Origin of the sequence: Pseudoalteromonas sp. CO109Y (assembly GCF_004208935.1) — a bacterium.
Taxonomy (GTDB): domain Bacteria; phylum Pseudomonadota; class Gammaproteobacteria; order Enterobacterales; family Alteromonadaceae; genus Pseudoalteromonas; species Pseudoalteromonas shioyasakiensis.
In genome coordinates this window covers 38,954-58,120 of sequence record NZ_SGPD01000038.1, presented here as the reverse complement: position 1 = coordinate 58,120, position 19,167 = coordinate 38,954, and the positions used below count along the sequence as shown (strand labels likewise).

12 protein-coding genes are annotated in these 19,167 nt (G+C 43.8%); 6 read left to right on the top strand and 6 right to left on the bottom strand.

Features of this window, described 5'->3' with window-relative positions; genetic code table 11:
* Nucleotides 1-60: 60 nt before the first annotated feature.
* Genes araA through EXT43_RS14980 form a run of 3 tightly spaced genes read right to left on the bottom strand, consistent with a single transcriptional unit; the run spans nucleotide 61 to nucleotide 3,928 of the window.
* Nucleotides 61-1,560, bottom strand: coding sequence for an L-arabinose isomerase (gene araA, locus EXT43_RS14990; RefSeq protein WP_062566354.1), 1,500 nt, complete (start codon nucleotides 1,558-1,560; stop codon nucleotides 61-63).
* Nucleotides 1,561-1,583: 23 nt separating this feature from the next.
* On the bottom strand, nucleotides 1,584-2,279 hold the full coding sequence (locus tag EXT43_RS14985) for an L-ribulose-5-phosphate 4-epimerase (RefSeq protein WP_063528078.1): 696 nt from the start codon (nucleotides 2,277-2,279) through the stop codon (nucleotides 1,584-1,586).
* Nucleotides 2,276-3,928: a ribulokinase gene (locus EXT43_RS14980; RefSeq protein ID WP_130167335.1), complete on the bottom strand. Its 1,653-nt coding sequence runs from the start codon at nucleotides 3,926-3,928 to the stop codon at nucleotides 2,276-2,278. The genes EXT43_RS14985 and EXT43_RS14980 overlap by 4 nt, the downstream gene beginning before the upstream one ends.
* 231 nt (nucleotides 3,929-4,159) lie before the next feature.
* On the opposite strand from EXT43_RS14980, the gene tal reads away from it, so the two are divergent.
* Nucleotides 4,160-5,113: a transaldolase gene (gene tal / locus EXT43_RS14975; protein WP_062566356.1), complete on the top strand. Its 954-nt coding sequence runs from the start codon at nucleotides 4,160-4,162 to the stop codon at nucleotides 5,111-5,113.
* 119 nt (nucleotides 5,114-5,232) lie between these two features.
* On the opposite strand, the gene tkt is transcribed toward tal, so the two are convergent.
* Nucleotides 5,233-7,233 (bottom strand): transketolase, encoded by a 2,001-nt coding sequence (gene tkt / locus EXT43_RS14970; protein ID WP_130167334.1) that lies wholly within the window; start codon nucleotides 7,231-7,233, stop codon nucleotides 5,233-5,235.
* A 354-nt stretch (nucleotides 7,234-7,587) separates the two neighbouring features.
* On the opposite strand from tkt, the gene EXT43_RS14965 reads away from it, so the two are divergent.
* From EXT43_RS14965 to EXT43_RS20920, 5 genes are all read left to right on the top strand, one after another.
* Complete coding sequence (locus EXT43_RS14965) at nucleotides 7,588-8,475, top strand: MipA/OmpV family protein (protein WP_130167333.1); 888 nt, start codon at nucleotides 7,588-7,590, stop codon at nucleotides 8,473-8,475.
* Nucleotides 8,475-8,858 (top strand): DUF3019 domain-containing protein, encoded by a 384-nt coding sequence (locus EXT43_RS14960; protein WP_165385111.1) that lies wholly within the window; start codon nucleotides 8,475-8,477, stop codon nucleotides 8,856-8,858. The genes EXT43_RS14965 and EXT43_RS14960 overlap by 1 nt, the downstream gene beginning before the upstream one ends.
* Nucleotides 8,858-9,568, top strand: coding sequence for a response regulator transcription factor (locus EXT43_RS14955; protein ID WP_063528816.1), 711 nt, complete (start codon nucleotides 8,858-8,860; stop codon nucleotides 9,566-9,568). The genes EXT43_RS14960 and EXT43_RS14955 overlap by 1 nt, the downstream gene beginning before the upstream one ends.
* Before the next feature lie 6 nt (nucleotides 9,569-9,574).
* Complete coding sequence (locus EXT43_RS14950; RefSeq protein WP_130167330.1) at nucleotides 9,575-10,759, top strand: ATP-binding protein; 1,185 nt, start codon at nucleotides 9,575-9,577, stop codon at nucleotides 10,757-10,759.
* Between the two features lie 160 nt (nucleotides 10,760-10,919).
* Nucleotides 10,920-15,866 (top strand): S8 family serine peptidase, encoded by a 4,947-nt coding sequence (locus EXT43_RS20920; RefSeq protein WP_130167329.1) that lies wholly within the window; start codon nucleotides 10,920-10,922, stop codon nucleotides 15,864-15,866.
* A gap of 63 nt (nucleotides 15,867-15,929) precedes the next feature.
* On the opposite strand, the gene EXT43_RS14940 is transcribed toward EXT43_RS20920, so the two are convergent.
* Entirely contained in the window at nucleotides 15,930-17,075 is a 1,146-nt protein-coding gene (locus EXT43_RS14940; protein WP_130167328.1) for a heparan-alpha-glucosaminide N-acetyltransferase domain-containing protein, read from the bottom strand.
* Complete coding sequence (locus tag EXT43_RS14935; protein WP_130167327.1) at nucleotides 17,065-19,149, bottom strand: TonB-dependent siderophore receptor; 2,085 nt, start codon at nucleotides 19,147-19,149, stop codon at nucleotides 17,065-17,067. The genes EXT43_RS14940 and EXT43_RS14935 overlap by 11 nt, the downstream gene beginning before the upstream one ends.
* Nucleotides 19,150-19,167 lie beyond the last annotated feature (18 nt).

The window sequence follows — 19,167 nt, the reverse complement described above, 5'->3', positions numbered from 1 at the left end:
ACAAAATTTGGGGTGAACGTGCTCACACACAGCACGTTCTAGTACATAAAGTACTAATTCTTACAGGCCACGTTTTAGCATGTAGTAAGCTGCGTTATGACGAAGCTCTGTTTTGAAACCACGGATCGTCGTATCGTTATCGATGATCATAGTTTCAACGCCAGCCATTTCAGCAAAATCGATAATCATATCGGTTGTTACTGCTTGGCTGTATGCAGTGTGGTGTGCACCACCGGCGTGGATCCATGCAGCTGATGCTACAGATAGATTTGGTTTTGGTTCCCAAAGCGCTGAAGCAACCGGTAAGTGAGGTAAATCAGCTGGCGGAGCCACTGTATCTACTTCGTTGATTAGAATACGGAAACGGTTCCCCATATCAATTGGTGATACGTTGATTGCAGCACCCGGTTTTGCAGTAAACAATAAACGACCTACATCACATTTAACACCGATAGTGTGCTGGTGAACTTCAAGACGTGGTTTTTGTGCTGCAATTGAAGGACACACTTCTAACATGTGCGCGCCAAGTACTTGGTCAGTCTCACCCATGTTGTAAGTGTAATCTTCCATGAATGAACAACCGCCCTCACGGCCTTCACCCATTACTTTCATGATGCGAACCATAGCAGCTGTTTTCCAGTCACCCTCACCACCGTAACCATAGCCTTTCGACATTAGGCGCTGTGTAGCAAGACCTGGAAGACCAGAAAGACCTGATAAGTCTTCAAAACAGTTAGTGAATGCTTTAAAGCCGCCTTTCTCTAAGAAACGCTCCATACCAAGCTCTAAACGTGCTTCGTTGCGTAGCATTTTCACTGCGTAATCGTCTTGTAGAGTTTCGTCAGCAATTACGTAGTCTTGCTTATAAAGCTCTAACTGTGCATCAACTTCTTCTTCAGTGATAGTATCAACCACTTTTACAAGCTCAGCGACACCAAAGGCGTGTACTTCATAACCAAAAGTAATTTGCGCTGAAACTTTGTTACCTTCGGTAACTGCAACTTGACGCATGTTGTCGCCAAAACGCGCAACTTTAAGTGTTTGGCTTTCTGCCCAACCTTTTGCCGCACGACACCAGTCATCTAACTGCTGTTGTACGTCAGCACGTTGCCAGTGACCTGCAACAACTTTACGCTCTTTACGCATTACAGTACCGATGAAACCGAACTCACGGTCACCGTGTGCACTTTGGTGCGTATTCATGTAGTTCATGTTGATGTCAGACCAAGGAAGGGCTGCATTAAACTGAGTATGAAGGTGTAACCAAGGCTTACGTAATTCGCTTAGGCCAGCAATCCACATTTTCGCAGGTGAGAAAGTGTGCATCCATAATACTAAGCCAACACAGTTAGGATCCGTATTTGCCGCTTGGCAAACAGCGTGAATTTCTTCAGGTGACTTAACGGTAGGCTTACATACCAAGTTTACTGGTAGATTAGCTTCGCTGTTTAAGCCCGCTACAATTGCTTCGCTGTCTTTGGCAACCGTTTCTAACACCTTAGGACCATAAAGATGTTGTGAGCCGGTAACAAACCAGACTTCTTTCGTCATCGTCGTCATGTTAATAATCCTCTAAATTCTTGCTATTTGCTCTGACCGTAATACGCGTTTTTACCGTGCTTACGTAGATAATGTTTATCCATCACTGCTTTTTTAAGTTCAGCTGCGTGTGGATCTAAAGTGCGTGTTAAATACGCCATGCGTGCAATCTCTTCGAGTAGCGCGGCATGGTATACAGACTGAGCGGCATCTTTACCCCACGTGAAAGGCGCATGACCCGCAACAATCACCATAGGTGCAGCTTTCGGATCGCGGTCTTGATACGCATCAGTAATTTGAATACCGGTTTCTAATTCATAATCGCCATTCACTTGCTCATCGGTTAACTCACGAGTACAGGTGATGTCACCGTGTACATAGTCAGCGTGAGTTGTGCCAAGGCAAGGAATGCTTTGTTTTGCTTGCGCCCATGCAGTTGCATAGGTCGAATGCGTGTGTGTTACACCGCCAATTGAATCAAAGTGGCGATATAAATGAACATGTGTTTTAGTGTCAGAAGACGGACGCATAGACCCTTCAACAATGTTGTTTTCAAGGTCGACGATCACCATGTCGTCGGCTTTCATTTGGTCGTAAGATACACCACTTGGTTTAATCGCAATTACGCCTTTGTCGCGGTCAATTTGCGATACGTTACCAAAGGTATAAATTACTAAGCCACGACGTTGCAGCTCCATGTTCGCTTCATAGACTTCACGTTTTAGTTCAGTAAAACTCATGCTTTGTCTCCGTTTACATAGCTTGCAAGTGCTTGGTAGTTGGCATAAAGCTCGTCATACACAGCAACGCGCTCAGGGTTTGGTAAATACTGATGACATACAGACGACGCCATAACTTTTTGAGCATCTGCCACTGTTGCGTGTTCACCCGCAGCAACCGCAGCCATAATTGCCGCACCCAATGCACAGCTTTGCTCACTTTCTAAAACGTCGATTGGGCAGTTCCAAACATCAGCACAAGTTTGCATTACGTAGTCTGATTTTTTAGAAATACCGCCGATAACAACCACTGACTCGATTGGTACGCCTTCGCTACGGAAACGCTCAGTGATAGCACGTGCGCCAAAGGCAGTTGCTTCAACAAGTGCTTTGAAGAACTTAGGTGCATCAGTGCCCATTTTTAAGCCTGTTAATGCCATGGCAACGCTTTGGTCAGCATCTGGCGTACGACGACCATTTACCCAATCAAGCGCAGTTACATCGTTGCTTGTTACAGGCAGTGCTGCCGCTGCTTTTGATAGATCAACTAAGATTGAATCTTCTAACTTGTTAACTAACGCTTGTTCAGCGTCAGATAGATTTGTAAGTTGGCTAGTTGGCCAAAGTACTAGGTTTTTGAACCATGCGTATAAGTCACCGAATGCAGATTGACCGGCTTCTAAGCCAATTAACCCAGGGATTACTGAGCCATCAACTTGACCACAAATACCTTTAACGCAAGTATCACCTAGTTGTTCTTTAGACGTTACTGTGATGTCACACGTTGAAGTACCCATTACTTTAGTTAGAACGCCAGGACGAACATTGGCTGCTACTGCGCCCATGTGACAGTCAAATGCACCGTAACCAATTACGATACCTTGTGGTAAACCTAGCTTCTCGGCCCACTCTGCAGTTAAGTTGCCAGCAACTTGGTCGCTTGGCTCTGTCGTTGCATTTAACGTATCAACAACACCATCTAATAGTGGATCGATATTGCTGAAGAAACTGTTTGGTGGGAAACCGCCCCACTGCTCGTTCCACATTTGTTTGTGGCCCGTTGCACAACGACCTAGCTTTAATGCTTCAGGGTGTGTTGTGCCGCACATTAGCGCGGTCATCCAATCGCAGTGCTCAACCCATGAATAAGTGGCTGCTTTAACACTGCTATCAACGCGGAAAATATGTAATGCTTTGGCCCAGTACCACTCAGAAGAGTAGATACCGCCCATGTGTGAAAGGTAGTTCACATCATTGTTAGTTGCAGCTTCAGTGATTTCACTTGCTTCTTTAATAGACGTATGGTCTTTCCACAAAATGAACATTGCATTTGGGTTTTCTGCAAATTCTTCAGTTAATGCCAGTGGTGTACCTTGGCTATTAATTGCTACAGGTGTTGAGCCTGTCGTATCAAAGCTCATACCCACTACTTTGTCTGCAGTACCTGCTGGAACTTGTGACCAAAGACCATTAACTACTTCTACAAGGCTATCAATATAGTCTTGTGGATGCTGACGAAACTGATCTTTACTAGGGTCACAATATAAACCTTGTGCCCAGCGCGGGTAGTTTACTAAATGGCTGGCAAGTTCTTCACCAGTCGCAACATCAACGAGTAATGCTCTTACCGAGTCCGACCCGTAGTCTAATCCCAACGTATAACGAGACATAATTACCTTTCACTAATTGCTTACTAACATTGTTAGTCATTATCTTTATTTGTATGATAATATCAACAATACCAGATTGTAAAGGTATTATAAAAATATTATTAACAGGATTATTTGCTGCTGGCGGGCGATTTATTGCGCAGTTTCTCTGGTAGATTAGATTGTTTTTTCAGCACAAATAATAGGTTAAAGCCACTACATTAACTTTTGTATGATAAGAATGGGATAACTATGTCTAGTCAATTAGAACAACTTAAAGCAGTAACAACCGTTGTTGCTGACACGGGTGATTTTGAAGCAATCAACGAATATAAACCGCAAGATGCAACAACAAACCCATCACTAATCTTAAACGCGATTCAAATTGAGAAATATCGCCCACTTGCTGCCGAAGCCGTATCATGGGCAAAAGCACAAAGCAGTGACGCAGCTGAAGTTGTAACAAAAGCAGCCGACAAGCTAGCGGTATTAATTGGCTCTAAATTAATGGAGCAAGTGCCAGGTTTAGTTTCAACAGAAGTGGATGCGCGTTTATCATTTGATACTCAAGCAACTGTTGATAAAGCACTTGAGCTTGTTGCTTTATATAAAGAGCAAGGTATCGACACATCACGCGTGTTAATCAAAATTGCTTCAACATGGGAAGGTATTCAAGCAGCCAAGGTACTTGAAGCGCAAGGTATCCGTTGTAACCTAACGCTGGTATTTGCATTTGCTCAAGCACGCGCTTGTGCCGAAGTAGGTGCTTACCTAATTTCACCATTCGTTGGTCGTATTCTTGACTGGTACAAAGCACAAGATGCAAGCGCTGATTTCGACGGTGCTAACGATCCGGGCGTTAAGTCAGTAACGCATATCTACAACTACTTCAAAAAGCACGGCTACGAAACGATTGTAATGGGCGCAAGCTTCCGTAACATCGGTGAAATCCAAGAATTAGCAGGTTGTGACCGTTTAACTATCAGCCCTAAGTTACTTGCTGAACTAGCTGCAACTGACGCACCATTAACTCAAAAACTATTACCAGCAACAGAAAAAGCAGAAGCGCCAGCTGCAATGACTGAGCAAGCTTTCCGCTGGGAAATGAATGAAGATGCCATGGCTACTGAAAAACTAAGCCAAGGTATTCGTCAGTTCGCAATTGACCAAGAAAAACTAGAGTCAATCTTAAGCGAATTAGTTTAAACCGATTGTTTAAGCAGCAAAAAGCCCGCAAACCAAAGTTTGCGGGCTTTTTTATTGCCTGCCTTTTAGTAAAAGCAGGCTTATCGTGTTGCGATTACGATAATTTTTTACCAGTCACATTATTCAGCAAGTAATGCGTTTGCTTTTGCAACTAGATTTGCCACTGTGAAACCAAAATGCTCAAGCAATACCGCGCCTGGCGCTGACTCACCAAATGTGTCCATGCCTAGTACATCACCATCTTGGCCAACATACTTGAACCAGAAGTCACGGTGTGCAGCTTCAACAGCAATCTTTGGTGTACCCGCTGGTAGCACGCTTTGACGATATGCTTTATCTTGGCTGTCAAACTGATTTGTTGATGGCATAGATACCACGCGAACTTGCTTGCCTTGTGCTTTTAGCTCAGCAGCAGCATTCACAGCTAACTCTACCTCAGAACCCGTTGCAATAAGGATAAGCTCTGCGGCTTGTTCGCTATCAACAAGTACATAACCCCCTTTTGCAATATCAGCAACTTGCTGTGCATCACGTGCCATCGCTTTGGTACCCTGACGGCTGAAGATCAGTGAACTTGGGCCAGTTTCTTTTAATAACGATTGACGCCAAGCTACTGCTGTTTCAGTTTCATCACACGGACGCCATGCAGTCATATTTGGTGTCATGCGAAGGTTAGCGATTTGCTCGATTGGTTGGTGAGTTGGACCATCTTCACCTTGACCGATTGAGTCATGGGTATACACAAAAATGCTTTGCGCTTTCATTAATGCTGCCATACGTACTGCATTACGTGCGTATTCCATAAACATTAAGAAAGTTGCGCCAAATGGAATGAAGCCACCATGTAATGCAATACCATTCATGATTGCGCTCATACCAAACTCACGTACGCCATAGAATACGTAGTTACCATCAGCTGCATCTTGTAAACCTTTTGCTTCTGGCCATAACGTTAAGTTAGAACCTGCAAGGTCAGCAGAGCCACCCATTAATTCTGGAAGCTGGTTAGCAAAGAAAGTGATCGCATTTTGTGATGCTTTACGTGTCGCAATGTTTTGCATATCGGCTTGGCATTTAGCAATGTACTCATCAGCTAATTCAGCGAAGTTAGCTGGTAATGCTTTTTCGAGAACACGACGTGTATATTCTTTTGCAAGTTCAGGATGTGCTTTGCTATAAGCTGCAAACTTTTGCTGCCATGCACCTTCAAGCTCTTGGCCTTTAGCTTGATTATTCCACTCGTTATAAACTTCTTGTGGAACTTCAAATGCAGGGTGCGGCCAGTTTAGCTGCTCACGTACTGCTGCGATTTCGTCGTGACCCAGTGGTGCACCGTGACAGTCGTGGCTACCTGATTTATTTGGCGAGCCAAAACCAATCACTGTTTTACAACAGATTAGTGTTGGTTGCGTAGTGTTGCTTTGTGCCGTTTCGATTGCACCCGCAATTGCATTCATATCGTGACCATCAACATCACGGATAACTTGCCAACCGTAAGATTCAAAACGTGCAGGCGTATCGTCGGTGAACCAACCTTCTACTTCACCATCGATAGAGATGCCATTGTCATCCCAAAATGCGATTAGCTTGCCTAGGCCTAATGTACCTGCCAGTGAACATGCTTCGTGCGAGATACCTTCCATTAAACAGCCGTCACCCATAAAGCAGTAAGTGAAGTGATCAACAATATCAAACTTTGGCTTATTGAATTGTGCTGCTAAAGTTTTTTCAGCGATTGCCATACCAACTGCGTTAGCAATACCAGAACCTAATGGGCCAGTAGTTGTTTCAACACCCGGAGTATAACCATATTCTGGGTGACCCGGTGTTTTAGAGTGAAGCTGACGGAATTGCTTAATATCTTCAATGCTTACGTCGTAACCGCTTAGGTGTAACAATGCATATTGAAGCATTGAACCATGGCCATTTGATAACACAAAGCGGTCACGGTTAGACCAGTCTGGATTTAATGGGTTATGGCGGTGAAAGTTTTGCCACAATACCGCTGCAATATCAGCCATACCCATAGGCGCACCTGGGTGGCCTGAGTTAGCTTGTTGAACGGCATCGACAGCAAGTATGCGAATAGCATTTGCAGATTGAGAACTAGGCAGAGTCATCTTATTAGCTTCCTGTTAATATTATAATATAAATAATATCGCAAAAACTCACCCAAATAGCAACTTAATAAACCGCCATGCCAGTAATGACGTGTATTTAGGGCCATTTTGTACCGCTAAGCGCAGGTTTTAACACCATTTTATTGTTAATAACTTTTTCTAACTAAAGAAATGACGACACCGCTCAAAATAACCAAACCAAATTAGTGAAATATACTTATTTATCAAGCAATTTCCTTAACTAATTTAGGTTACAAAAACCAGACCTTGCTACAATTTGGTACATTATTTCATTGTTCAAGCCATTAATAACAACTTAATGTTAACAAGATTTTTCATTAAGGTTGTTTATTTGTGACTGTTCTAGGTAGTTGCTCACTTGGGCTACGAGTTTTATTTCTAATTAGTGCATTTTGCCTTTCACCAATGGCAAGCAGCACTGACTCTGCGTATTTAGCAGATGAAGGAGTAAGCCTTGGTTTAAGCTTAGGTTATGGCCAACTCGACAACCCGGTTTATAAAAAAGACGACATTCCTCTTTATGCCCTACCGCGCATTGAGGTATTTGCCGGTGACTTTTCATTTGCAAATACTCAGTTTGCTTGGACACCCGTGTGGGGCGATAACTATCAAGTGTCGTTATTCACCCAACTTAATGAAGATGGGCTGTATTTTGCTAAACACTCAGCAGCACTGACCGCGATTAGAACAACCGGCGGCCGCCCCTCAATGACGCCGCCACCACCCGGTTCAGGTATCGAAACACCAGCGCTGACAAAGCGCCGCGGTGATATTACTAAAATATCAAAACGTAAACTGTCTGCCATGAGCGGTATTGAAGCTATTGTTGACTGGCAAAGCTGGCGTTTTAGCGCGTATTGGTCAATGGAGCTCACCAACTATCACAAAGGGTTGCAAGGCGAATTGTCTGCACAGCGCTTGTTTTTGTTTGATCAGCATCTGGTTTTGCTTGGCGCAGAAATACAACATTTAAGTGCTGGTTTAGTGGATTACTACTATGGCAGCGCACAACAAGAGATACGAGCCGGATTTAGCCCTTTTTTAGGTCACTCTAGTCAAAAGTACAATCTAAAAGCCAGTTACCAATATCAGTTTAATCAACAATGGCAATTTATCAGCGATATAAAATACCAACGCTTATCATCGGGTATTGCCGATAGCCCCCTTATCGATGACAGCAACTTACTGTCTTTTTATGCTGGCTTTGCATGGAATTACTGATGATGTTGCGTACGAAGCTTTTTTCACTCTTATTCATTTGTAGCCTCGCGTTTGTTGGCAGTACATTCGCACAAGCAGGTTATATCGAGGCAACACCAGAAAACTGTGTAACGATAGAGCAAGACTGCGTGATGGATGTATCGATTAATTGGTATACCGAAGTCAGCGAAACGGTGTGCATTCGCGTTACTGATCAACAAATTAGGCTGTTCTGCCAAAAGCCAAATCAAGGGCAGAACTTTGCAATCACAGTGCAAAACAATCGAAACATTGTATTAGAGCTACTTAGCGAACAGCTAGAGCCATTAGAAAGCACTGAAATTAGTTTATTCCACCAGCATGTTAAAAAACGCCGACGTGATATCGCATGGAGTATTTTTTGATGAGCCAGCATACTATTTTATACATTGAAGATGATTTAAAACTTGCCCAGCTAGTTTCTAATTATTTAACTGACCATGGCTATACCATTGAGCACTTTGAAAGTGGTTGCCATGCCTGTTACCAAGCAAGCTGCAAAAAATACGACCTAATTTTGCTTGATATCGGGTTAGGATCAGAAGATGGCTTTGAGGTATTTAAAGAGCTAAAACAATATCAAGATACGCCAATTATTTTTATGACCGCAAGGCAGAGCCAAGTTGATCATATCACTGGCCTTGAGCTAGGCGCCGATGATTACCTAACTAAACCTGTTTCCCCGTCCATTTTATTAGCGCGAATTAACAATACCATTCGCCGCAGCCAAGCTGTTAAGCCAACAAGCACTACCCATAATGCGCATAATATTCGCTTTGGTTCTTTAAGTATTAATACTATTCAGCGCGAGGCTTACCTGCATAGCCAGCCACTTGAATTGACCAGTGCAGAGTTCGAAATACTGATCCAACTAGCTCAATCAGCGGGTCAGTTGGTCAGTCGAGACCAATTATTTGATGGCACCATTGGCCGTAAATACGATGGTCAAAGCCGCACAATCGATGGCCGCATTAGTCGCTTACGCAAAAAGCTCGGTGACGAAGCGGTGCCGGCACAAAAAATCGTCACTGTTTGGGGCAAAGGATATATTTTTTCTCCACAAGCGTGGGGTTAATGCAGTTTGCTACGCCTGTTTTGCTATTTGTATTTAACCCTAGCAGTTTGTCTGGGGAGCGCCGCTTGGTTACTAGAAACCTATTTTCCAAGCTCACCGAGTTACAGTACAGAGCAGCAATTAGCAGAAAGCATATTGAGTCTTGCCCCCAATAACCCTGATATTAAACAAACACCTCTGGCGAACTTTTACCTTGGTGAACAATTACAGGCATCTCTTTTAGCAGGTCAGGTAATTAGTGTTAACGATGCCAATAACAACCTTTACTTTCATAAGCTTGCCGATGATAGACAGACCTTATTAAGCATTGGCCCCTACAGCCAGCCTGCTGATCAGGGTTATCAGTCTTTAGTGAGCCTTCTATTTTACTCTAGCCTTGCCTTAGCTGTGGTGATTTTTACAGGCCCACTGCTGTTTGACTTAAATAAGCTACGCAAAGCCAGTAGTAAAATTTCAAATGCCGACTTTACAGCACAAGTGCACTTCACACGTTTTAGCTTGCTAAAGAGCATTGGCGATACCTTCGATAACATGGCATTAGCGCTTCATAACCGTAATCAAAGCCAACGCGAATTGATCAATGCTGTTTCTCATGACTTTTTAACGCCTATATCGCGGGCTAAATTCGCCCTCGAAGCAGTCGTTGATAACAACGCTTATCGGCACAGTGTGTTGCAAGACATTATTGAACTTGAGCTTTTAGTCGAAGAGTTTTTAACCTATGCCGAGCTTGAACAATGCGAACCCACCTTGTTAGTGAAAGACTACTGCCCAGAAGAGCTATTACAGCCCTGCATTACTAAGTTTAAAAGCTATAGCCCTTTGGCTATTCGTCTTGACTGCGAATTAACAGCAATAAGCGTTGATAAACAAAGCTTTCAACGCTTATTGCAAAACTTACTCGGCAACGCAGTCCGCTTTGCTAAAACGCAAATTCATATCAGGCTTTCACAATGCGAAAACGGCACTTTGCTAGTGATTGAAGATGATGGCCCAGGGATCCCAGAACACATGCGCGCCAGCCTCATGCAACCATTTTCTAAAACCGCTTCGGTACACCAAACAGGCTACCAAGGTGTTGGGCTTGGCTTATCAATCGTTAAGCAACTATGCCTATGGAATAACGCAAAGTTTAGCTTAGATAACGCACAAACCTTAAGCGGAGCAAGAGCAAGCATCTTGTTTCGATAAACAGTTTTTCGGTAAAAATGTACCAAGCTGTAACAGTGTGTGCCAATTGTTTACATTTCATTGATGTTAAAGTCACAACTCAACACTATCCCTACTGATTACAACCGTTCGCCGCTAGCGCGAGCTCATAATTATAATCCTTCGAGGGAAGTTAGATCACATGTTCAATATGAAAAAAGTATCAGTGATGGTCGCATCTGCACTTTACTTAGGTGTAGGTACGTCTGCTGCTGCGCTAAATGACCAGGCATGGCCAGAACAGCCAGCAGGCTATGCGCCAAAGCAAACCGTTACCAATGAATTTGTGTGGGAAGACAAGGTTAATAACACAGTTAAAAAACAAAGCCGCGTTTTCACACCAGAGAAAGATATTAGTGGTATTCAAACTTATATCGTGCAACTGGACGATGCACCAATTTCGACTTACCAAGGTGGTGTTAAAGGGCTTGCGAGCACTAAAGATGTGGTAATGCAGACGCAACAAGCAACAACACGCTCAACGCTTAATATGGCGCAGCCTGCTATCGCGACTTACGCTAACCACCTAGCAAGTAAGCGCCAATCAGTACTGAGTACTGCGATGAGTCAACAAGGCTTACAGCTAAATGTTGAGCGCACATTCAATGTGACATTAAACGGTTTCACCACCCAAATGACACAAGATGAAGCGAAGCGCCTTGCTAAAGTGGCTGGTGTTAAGAAGATCACTCGCTCAAAAATCTACAGCCTAAATACTTTTAATACCATTGAGCAAACCGGTGCTTCTGCACTGTGGAGCGCAAGTGCTAGCAATCCTAGCAGCAACAAAGGTGAAGGCACGGTTGTCGGTATCATCGATACGGGTATCAATACCGATCACCCATCATTCGCAGCAGTAGGCGGCGATGGCTACACTCACACCAACCCTCTAGGCGACAAGTACCTAGGTGACTGTGCAACCGCTGAATTTGCTGATCTGTGTAACGACAAGCTAATTGGTGTGTACTCATACCCTGAGATCACCGCAGCCTACGTTGATACTGTGTTTGAAGAGACTCGCCCAGAAAATGGTGAAGACTATAATAGCCATGGTTCACACGTTGCAGGTACAGCGGCAGGTAATATCCTTTACGATATTCCTTACAAACTGACAGAGTATGAAAGCCAATCATCTGGTTTAGAAACCAATGTAACTTTCCCGCAAGTATCAGGTATGGCGCCACACGCCAATATCATTTCATACCAAGTATGTTGGCCGGGTGGTTCTGGTGACCCTTATGCGGGCTGTCCAACAAGCGCAATCTTAGCTGCTGTTGAACAAGCTGCTATAGATAATGTTGACGTACTGAATGCTTCATTAGGTGGCCTTGAAGAAGACCCATGGAGCGACCCAATTGAGCAAGCGTTCATGAATGCAGCTGAAACCGGTGTATTTGTGGCGGTAGCGGCAGGTAACAGCGGCCCTGAATATTCAACGGCTGACCACTCTTCACCTTGGGTAACCACAGTTGCAGCTCATACGCCTTCAACTAAAGTCAATTTTGGTAACAAACAACTTAAAAACCTAACTGGTGGCGATACTGCAGCGCCAGGACCATTTGCTGGTGCAGGTGTAAACTTTAACGAGTTAACAGGGTTAATCGTTGCCGCAACTGACTTTGAAAATCCAAATGAAAGCTCAAGCTATGCGCTTGCCAACTGTGACAAGCCATTCCCTGAAGGGACATTTGATTTAGTTGATGACCCAGCAACCGCTATCGACGAAAGTGCGCAAGACGTGATTGTTGTATGTAAGCGCAGTTCTTACCCGCTGTACTCTAAATCGCTAAACGTAGAGGCAGGTGGTGCTGAAGGTTTAATTATTTATAATCATGTATCATTCTACGATCGCTACACGATTCCTTCAGTCACTTACCCTATCCCTACCATTCACATTAAAAACGTCGATGGTACGAGCTTACTTGACTGGCTAAGCACAGGCGACAGCCACATGGGTACCATTGAAGCAACCGAAGGTACTGTAGATGCTGTAGATAAAGACCGCATTGCTTACTTCTCTGGCCGTGGCCCATCATACTTTGGTTTTGACACCTTACTTGTAGACGTTGCGGCTCCGGGTGTTGATATCTATGCGCCATCATCAGACGATCAACCATTTACTAGCAACCCAGCGACTTCAGACTGGCAATCTATGTCTGGTACATCAATGGCAAGCCCACACGTTGCGGGTGCGGCAGCATTGTTAAAACAATCTCATCCTGATTGGACACCAATGCAAATTCAATCAGCATTGATGTTAACTGCAAACAATCAAGTTGCTTTAGCACAGTACCTAAACAACTACACCGATGATGGCTTTGATGCTGCCCTTGCTGAAATGGGTTCGGGTAAAATGCAAGTTGAGCGTGCTGATAAAGCAGGCCTATTGCTTGATGAAACCATTGCTAACATGAATGCTGCTAACCCAAGCCTTGGTGGCCGTGAAAAAGCACTAAACACAGCTTACATGGTTGATAATGACTGTGGCTTTAAGTGTACGTTTATCAGAACCTTTACGGCGACAGAAGACGCAAGCTGGACACTTCATACAGAAAACTGGATTGGTAATAGCAAAATTAGTGTTGAGCCAAGCAACTTTGATATTAAAGCGGGTGAGACACAAAGCATTGTTGTTACGGTTGAAGCAAGCCAACAAGCAACACCACAAGAAGTTGTTGATTACACAGGTAACCAAGGTCAAATCGTAATGACCTCAAGCAACCCTGAATCACCAATTTTAGAAATGCCTGTATGGACTTTCGCTGGTGATACCGGTTTACCTGAGTATATTCAAATTGATGCACACCGACGTTCTGCAACGATGAAAGTGGGTCCATTCAATACTGATGAAATCAGCAACCTAACCACACAATCGTACGGCTTAGTAAAAGGCCAAGTTGAAACAGTACACCTATTCAACGACACCACACCAGGCGACCCATTCGATAGCGTAGAGGTCGAAGGTGAAGGCGAAGCTGTGAACAACAACCACATTCAGTGGACGACAGTGCCAGAAGGCGCAAAAATGCTAAGCGCAAGCGTGATGAACGACACGTCACGTGTACTTGTGTTCATGGGTAAAGATAGTAACGGTGATGGCATTGCGTCTTATGAAGAAACGCTATGTATGTCAACGAGCTACACCCTAACTAACTTCTGTAATATTGTTGACCCTGAAGCGGGTGAATACTTTACGTTATACATGAGCCTACAGACTCTATCGTATGGTGAAGTTGATGAAGGTATCGAAGTATCGTTTGCAACAGCGGTGACCACTGAAGACAATGGCTCACTCACTGTAACAGGCCCAAGCAGCGTACCAGGTTATGACGAACTTGAGCTTGACCTTGCTTATAACTTACCTGATATGGAAGTGGGCGATATCTACTTTGGTGGCTTTGATATTGGTAGCAACCCTGAAGATGCGGGTAATCTTGGTTTTGTGCCAGTGATCATCGAGCAAGTTGATAAAGACGTGACCTTTACAGCTAACAAAGACAAAGCATTTGTGGGTGATTTAGTTGACTTCGAAATCAGCGTTATTGCTAATAACGAAGATGAAGCGCGTCAATTTGCACTAAACACTGAGTTCCCTGCGGGCGTAGACATTGTTCCTGACAGCATTGTCGCATCTAACTCAACGCCAGTAACACCAATGTTAGATAACAACGCTCTAGCACTAGTTGGTGTTCAAGAGACGACTAAAAATGTTGAGCGTAATTATAACATTACCACCAACATCACAGACGAAATGTGTTCATTAACATCGGCGCATTCACCAGATCCTCACTACCTAGAACTACGTGAGCTTGGCTGGCGTACACTAGAAGGTGTTGAAGGTCGTTACTACAACGAGTTTGAGTACACATTTAAAGAAATCATGAACACTAACCTTGATGTGTCATTCCCATTCTTTAATAAGTACCACTTTGACTCAATTAAACTTAACCCAGCTGGCTTAGTCACATTTGGTTCGCAAGGCCGTACAACGCCATTCCACGTTGAACTGCCAGAAGGTTACACTCAGCCGCCACCGCCGCCTTACCTAATCGCACCTTTCTGGGTTGGTGACAACACTATCCCAGAGCGTGTTGATGGTGGTTACGGTAACTATGACGCCAACGCCGGTATCACACCAACTTACACGGTATCTCGTGAGTGGTTAGTACTTGAGTGGGATAATATCCAGCGTTCAAGAACTGAAGGCCAATCTGTTGATGTTGAAATGTTCATGCGTATGGGCATTGACTATGAGCCAGGTGAATACGAGCTACTATTTGCTTACGACAACCTAAGCTTAGTTGATGCACAAGGTTCTATCGGCTTGAAAGCTGCTGATGGTCGTGGCTTTATCAGTGGTGATATTCCAATCGATTTAAACATCGGTAACAAGTACGGCTTCGACAATATGGACGAAGTACTACACGACAAACTGGTTGTGTGTCTTGACTACACAGGTCCTGAGATTTCTAAGTTTGACGTGAAATTCCAAGCGTACATTGGTGAGCAAGCGGCGAATCAAACGCATCAACTATCACTTACAAATGGTTTAGTTGGCGCAGATGATGAAACCATCACCCTTGACCTAGAAGTTATCGGTAACCTAGAAATGGCAGCCTTAACTGATATGTCGGTGGCAGAGAACGAAACGATTAGTTTTGACGTGCTTTATGCTGACGAAAACCAAGTGAGCAACCAAATCGAAGTGTTAGGCGAAAACTTCACTTATGAAGTATCTGGTCACACATCAGGTAGCACTGTGACTATCACGCCAGCGGCGCACTTCCATGGTGATATTGATGTAACAGTAAAAGTTAGCGACAGCGTTAACCCAACTGATGCAGCAATGAGTTCATTTGTATTATCGGTGATGTCTGATGGTGAAGAGCTTGGCTGTACTGACAGCTCAGCAACTAACTATGATGAAAGCGCCAATACTGACGATGGTAGCTGTACTTTCCCTGAGGCAGTGATTCCAGAAGCAGAGATTGAAAAAGACAAGAAATCATCAAGCGGTTCATTCGGCTGGTTACTACTAGCAGTTGCCCCACTGATGGCACTTCGTCGTAAAAAACCTCGAATTAACTAAGGATTAGTTAATTAGGATAGTAAGTAGGTAATGCCGATATGCTTAGCATATCGGCATTTTTCGTTATAAATACTTTAACCAAGGCTTGTTAGCCTTACGCTTGTATTCACTAAACTTCTTGGTTGGCCAATAAAGCCCTACTGCCAACAACAAAGTAATAAACCAAATACCTGATATATCACTGACTCCTAAATATTGTCCTTGATTTGCCCCCCAGATCAGCATGCCTATTTGATACATAAAGAGCAGTACATAGAGGTGGAAAATATAAAAGAACATAGGCACAGAGCCATATACACGTAGCGCATTAGTAAAGCGGTTGAGTGGTCTTTCAAATAACCATAAGCCAACAAACATGCCTGCTAACGTGATCAGCAAAAAGCTCAGTGACGGTGGGTACTTAGTCACGTTAAACACCGACATCATGGTTTCGGTTGTGGTACTAAACGTTTGCCATGGCAAGGTTTCACCATAAATATTAAAACCACGCAGCAGCGCAAATAATCCCACACATAACAGGGTTAACAGCAGTAATGCTCGTTTACGCGAATCTGCCGATTGAGTGTGTGCATATAAAGGACCTGCACAGTAACCCAACAAAATTACGCCAATCCAAGGCAGCACTGGGTAGCTAATTTTGACGTCGATTAAACCACCTTGTGATAGATAGCCTCGGTCATGCAAAATCGTCCACAGCGAGTAACCAAACTCATCGGGCGTAAAGCTGATTGGAGTCAGTAAGTTGTGACCAAATACAATAACTAAACCAAGCACCAGCAATAGGTTGCGTGGCAGCTTAATCAATGCTGCTAACACCAGCATACAAAGGCCAATCGCCCACATCACTTGTAGCCAAATGGTATGGTAGTAACCCATCCACGAAAAACAAATCAGGGTCACTTCGAGGGCGATTAAAAAAAGCCCTCGCTTGATTAAAAAGCTTCGTGCTGAGCGCGCCACGCCACTTGCTGGATGACTATAAAGCCAAGCCGACAAACCGGTTAAAAAGATAAAGGTTGGCGCACAAAAGTGTGCCGCAAAGCGGCTCCAAAAAAGCCCCGGCGAAGTGGTATCAACCACCATGGGATCGGCCACCTGCATGTGCAAAAAAAAACGCTCTCGCACATGATCAAGTAACATCAGCAGAATAACGACACCACGCATGATGTCGATACTGTGAATACGGCTTTTAACTTGCTCAGAAGTCATAGCTTACGCCAAGTTTAAATTGCGTCGGCGCACCCGGGTAAGCCCACAATGCATTGTAAGAACTAGCAATATACTGCTCATCAAACACGTTATCGACATTTAATGATACCGTAGTACGTTCAGTCGCTCGCCATTTAGCAAATAAACCAACAGTTTGGTAACTCGGTAAACGGAAAGTGAGATCAGCTGGGTCGCCTAAGCGGTCAGACACATATTGATAATGACCACCAATCTTTATTTCTTGTGCGAATACACTTAGGTCATGGTTTAAGCCAATCGAAAGGTTATTCTTTGGTACGTTCACAAGTGGACTGCCCTTAGGAATTGGCACTAACCAATCAACATTTAGACTGTCTTTTGCAGTCTCGGCATCAACATAGGCATAAGATAGGTTGTACTCGGTATTGTCATCCAATGAACCTGTTAAATCTAACTCAAAACCTGTGCTATTTGCTTTACCTACAGGTGTTGAATAACCCACATTTACTGGGTCTGCCACCAGCATGTTGCTCTTGCTTGCATCAAAATAAGCAAGCGTACCGCTGATATTGGCGTAGCTAAATTTAACACCCACTTCAAACGAGTCACTTTCTTCAAAACCGAATGGATTACCTTCTGCATCGGTGCCACTCAGTGGTAAAAAGCCTTCTGAATAGCTTGAGTAAAGGTTAATGTCGTCATTAAGTGCGTAAACCACACCAAAACGTGGACTAATGCGGTTTTCTTTGCTGTTTGATGCCACACCAGACTTAGTTTCAAAGATATCTTGATCAATTTCATCAAAACGCAGACCTAACATCACTTTTAAGTTATCGGTTAGATCTAGTTGGTCTTGCAGGTAAATACCGTACGCATTTTGCTGTTCGTTATTTTCGTACTGCATGCCCACTTCAGGGCCTTCAGTAGTGCTGTACTCTGGATCATAAATATCAATGGTGTAAGTGCCATTACCACCACGGTAGCGATAAAGCCCAGTGCGCAGCTCATAGTCGTAACCATCAACACCAATCAGTACATGATTAGTAATACCGGCAACATCAAAGTGACCGCTTAATTCAAAACGCAGCGATAAATCATCAGACTCATAGTCACGGTATCTGTGCTGGCGAGTTAAAGTTCTACCATCATCAAATAATGACTGACGCGATGGTGAAAGCTCAGCATCTGACGAATAACCCGTTAACGTTGCAGTACGGTAACTAGCACCTAATAACAAGCTCCAATCTTGGTTAAGGTCGTTGCTGTAATTTAATTGATGGCCGCGTGAGTGCACTTTGGTTGGTGCATCATTTGGGTTACCTAAAAAGCGTGACTCAGGCACGGTATCAAAATCACCATTTAACACCACAATACCGCGGTCATACATTTGCTGTTGGTCAACATACTCAAACTCATAAGTCAGCGATGAGTTATCGTTGATTTGATAATAAAGCGAAGGCGTAATCACGAATTTGTCGTGGTGTACATAGTCTCTGAAGCTGTCACTATCTTGCCATGCGCCATTGATACGAAACGCTAAATCATCGCTTAAACCATTAGTGTAATCACCTTGAATACGCTTGTGATCATCGCTACCGAACTCAGCTTGAAGTTGCCCTTGCTGATAAAACTGTGGCTTTTTAGTAATAATGTTTACTGTACCACCCGGCTCCGAACGGCCATAGAGTGCCGAGCCAGGTCCTTTTAATACTTCGATGTATTCAATGTTTGATACATCACGTGGGCCTGCAAAGCCGCGACCACCACTAAAACCGTTAACTAAGTACCCAGACGGCATATTTTCGTTACCTGACAAACCACGAATTGAATAGCTATCCCACAGTGCTCCGCCATTATTCTTACGAGTAATACTGGCAGAAAAATCCAGTGCATCACGAAACTTTGTAATACCGTTATCAGTCATCATGTCTTTACTTAATGTGGTGATCGATTGCGGTAAATCTTTAGTTGGAATATCACCACGAAACGCCTGTTTATGTTCAATGGTGATCGTTTCGATATCGCTGTTATCAGCTGCATGTGTATTCGCTGCAAGCGCCGCAGCTAAGGCTAAACTAAGAGTTGAGTACTTCATAAGGTCTGATTGTAAAAG

Excerpts from the sequence above, each read along its gene's own strand:
- araA (WP_062566354.1), bottom strand. The coding sequence starts at position 1,560 with ATGACGACGATGACGAAAGAAGTCTGGTTTGTTACCGGCTCACAACAT.
- EXT43_RS14985 (WP_063528078.1), bottom strand. The coding sequence starts at position 2,279 with ATGAGTTTTACTGAACTAAAACGTGAAGTCTATGAAGCGAACATGGAG.
- EXT43_RS14980 (WP_130167335.1), bottom strand. The coding sequence starts at position 3,928 with ATGTCTCGTTATACGTTGGGATTAGACTACGGGTCGGACTCGGTAAGA.
- tal (WP_062566356.1), top strand. The coding sequence starts at position 4,160 with ATGTCTAGTCAATTAGAACAACTTAAAGCAGTAACAACCGTTGTTGCT.
- tkt (WP_130167334.1), bottom strand. The coding sequence starts at position 7,233 with ATGACTCTGCCTAGTTCTCAATCTGCAAATGCTATTCGCATACTTGCT.
- EXT43_RS14960 (WP_165385111.1), top strand. The coding sequence starts at position 8,475 with ATGATGTTGCGTACGAAGCTTTTTTCACTCTTATTCATTTGTAGCCTC.
- EXT43_RS14955 (WP_063528816.1), top strand. The coding sequence starts at position 8,858 with ATGAGCCAGCATACTATTTTATACATTGAAGATGATTTAAAACTTGCC.
- EXT43_RS20920 (WP_130167329.1), top strand. The coding sequence starts at position 10,920 with ATGTTCAATATGAAAAAAGTATCAGTGATGGTCGCATCTGCACTTTAC.
- EXT43_RS14940 (WP_130167328.1), bottom strand. The coding sequence starts at position 17,075 with ATGACTTCTGAGCAAGTTAAAAGCCGTATTCACAGTATCGACATCATG.
- EXT43_RS14935 (WP_130167327.1), bottom strand. The coding sequence starts at position 19,149 with ATGAAGTACTCAACTCTTAGTTTAGCCTTAGCTGCGGCGCTTGCAGCG.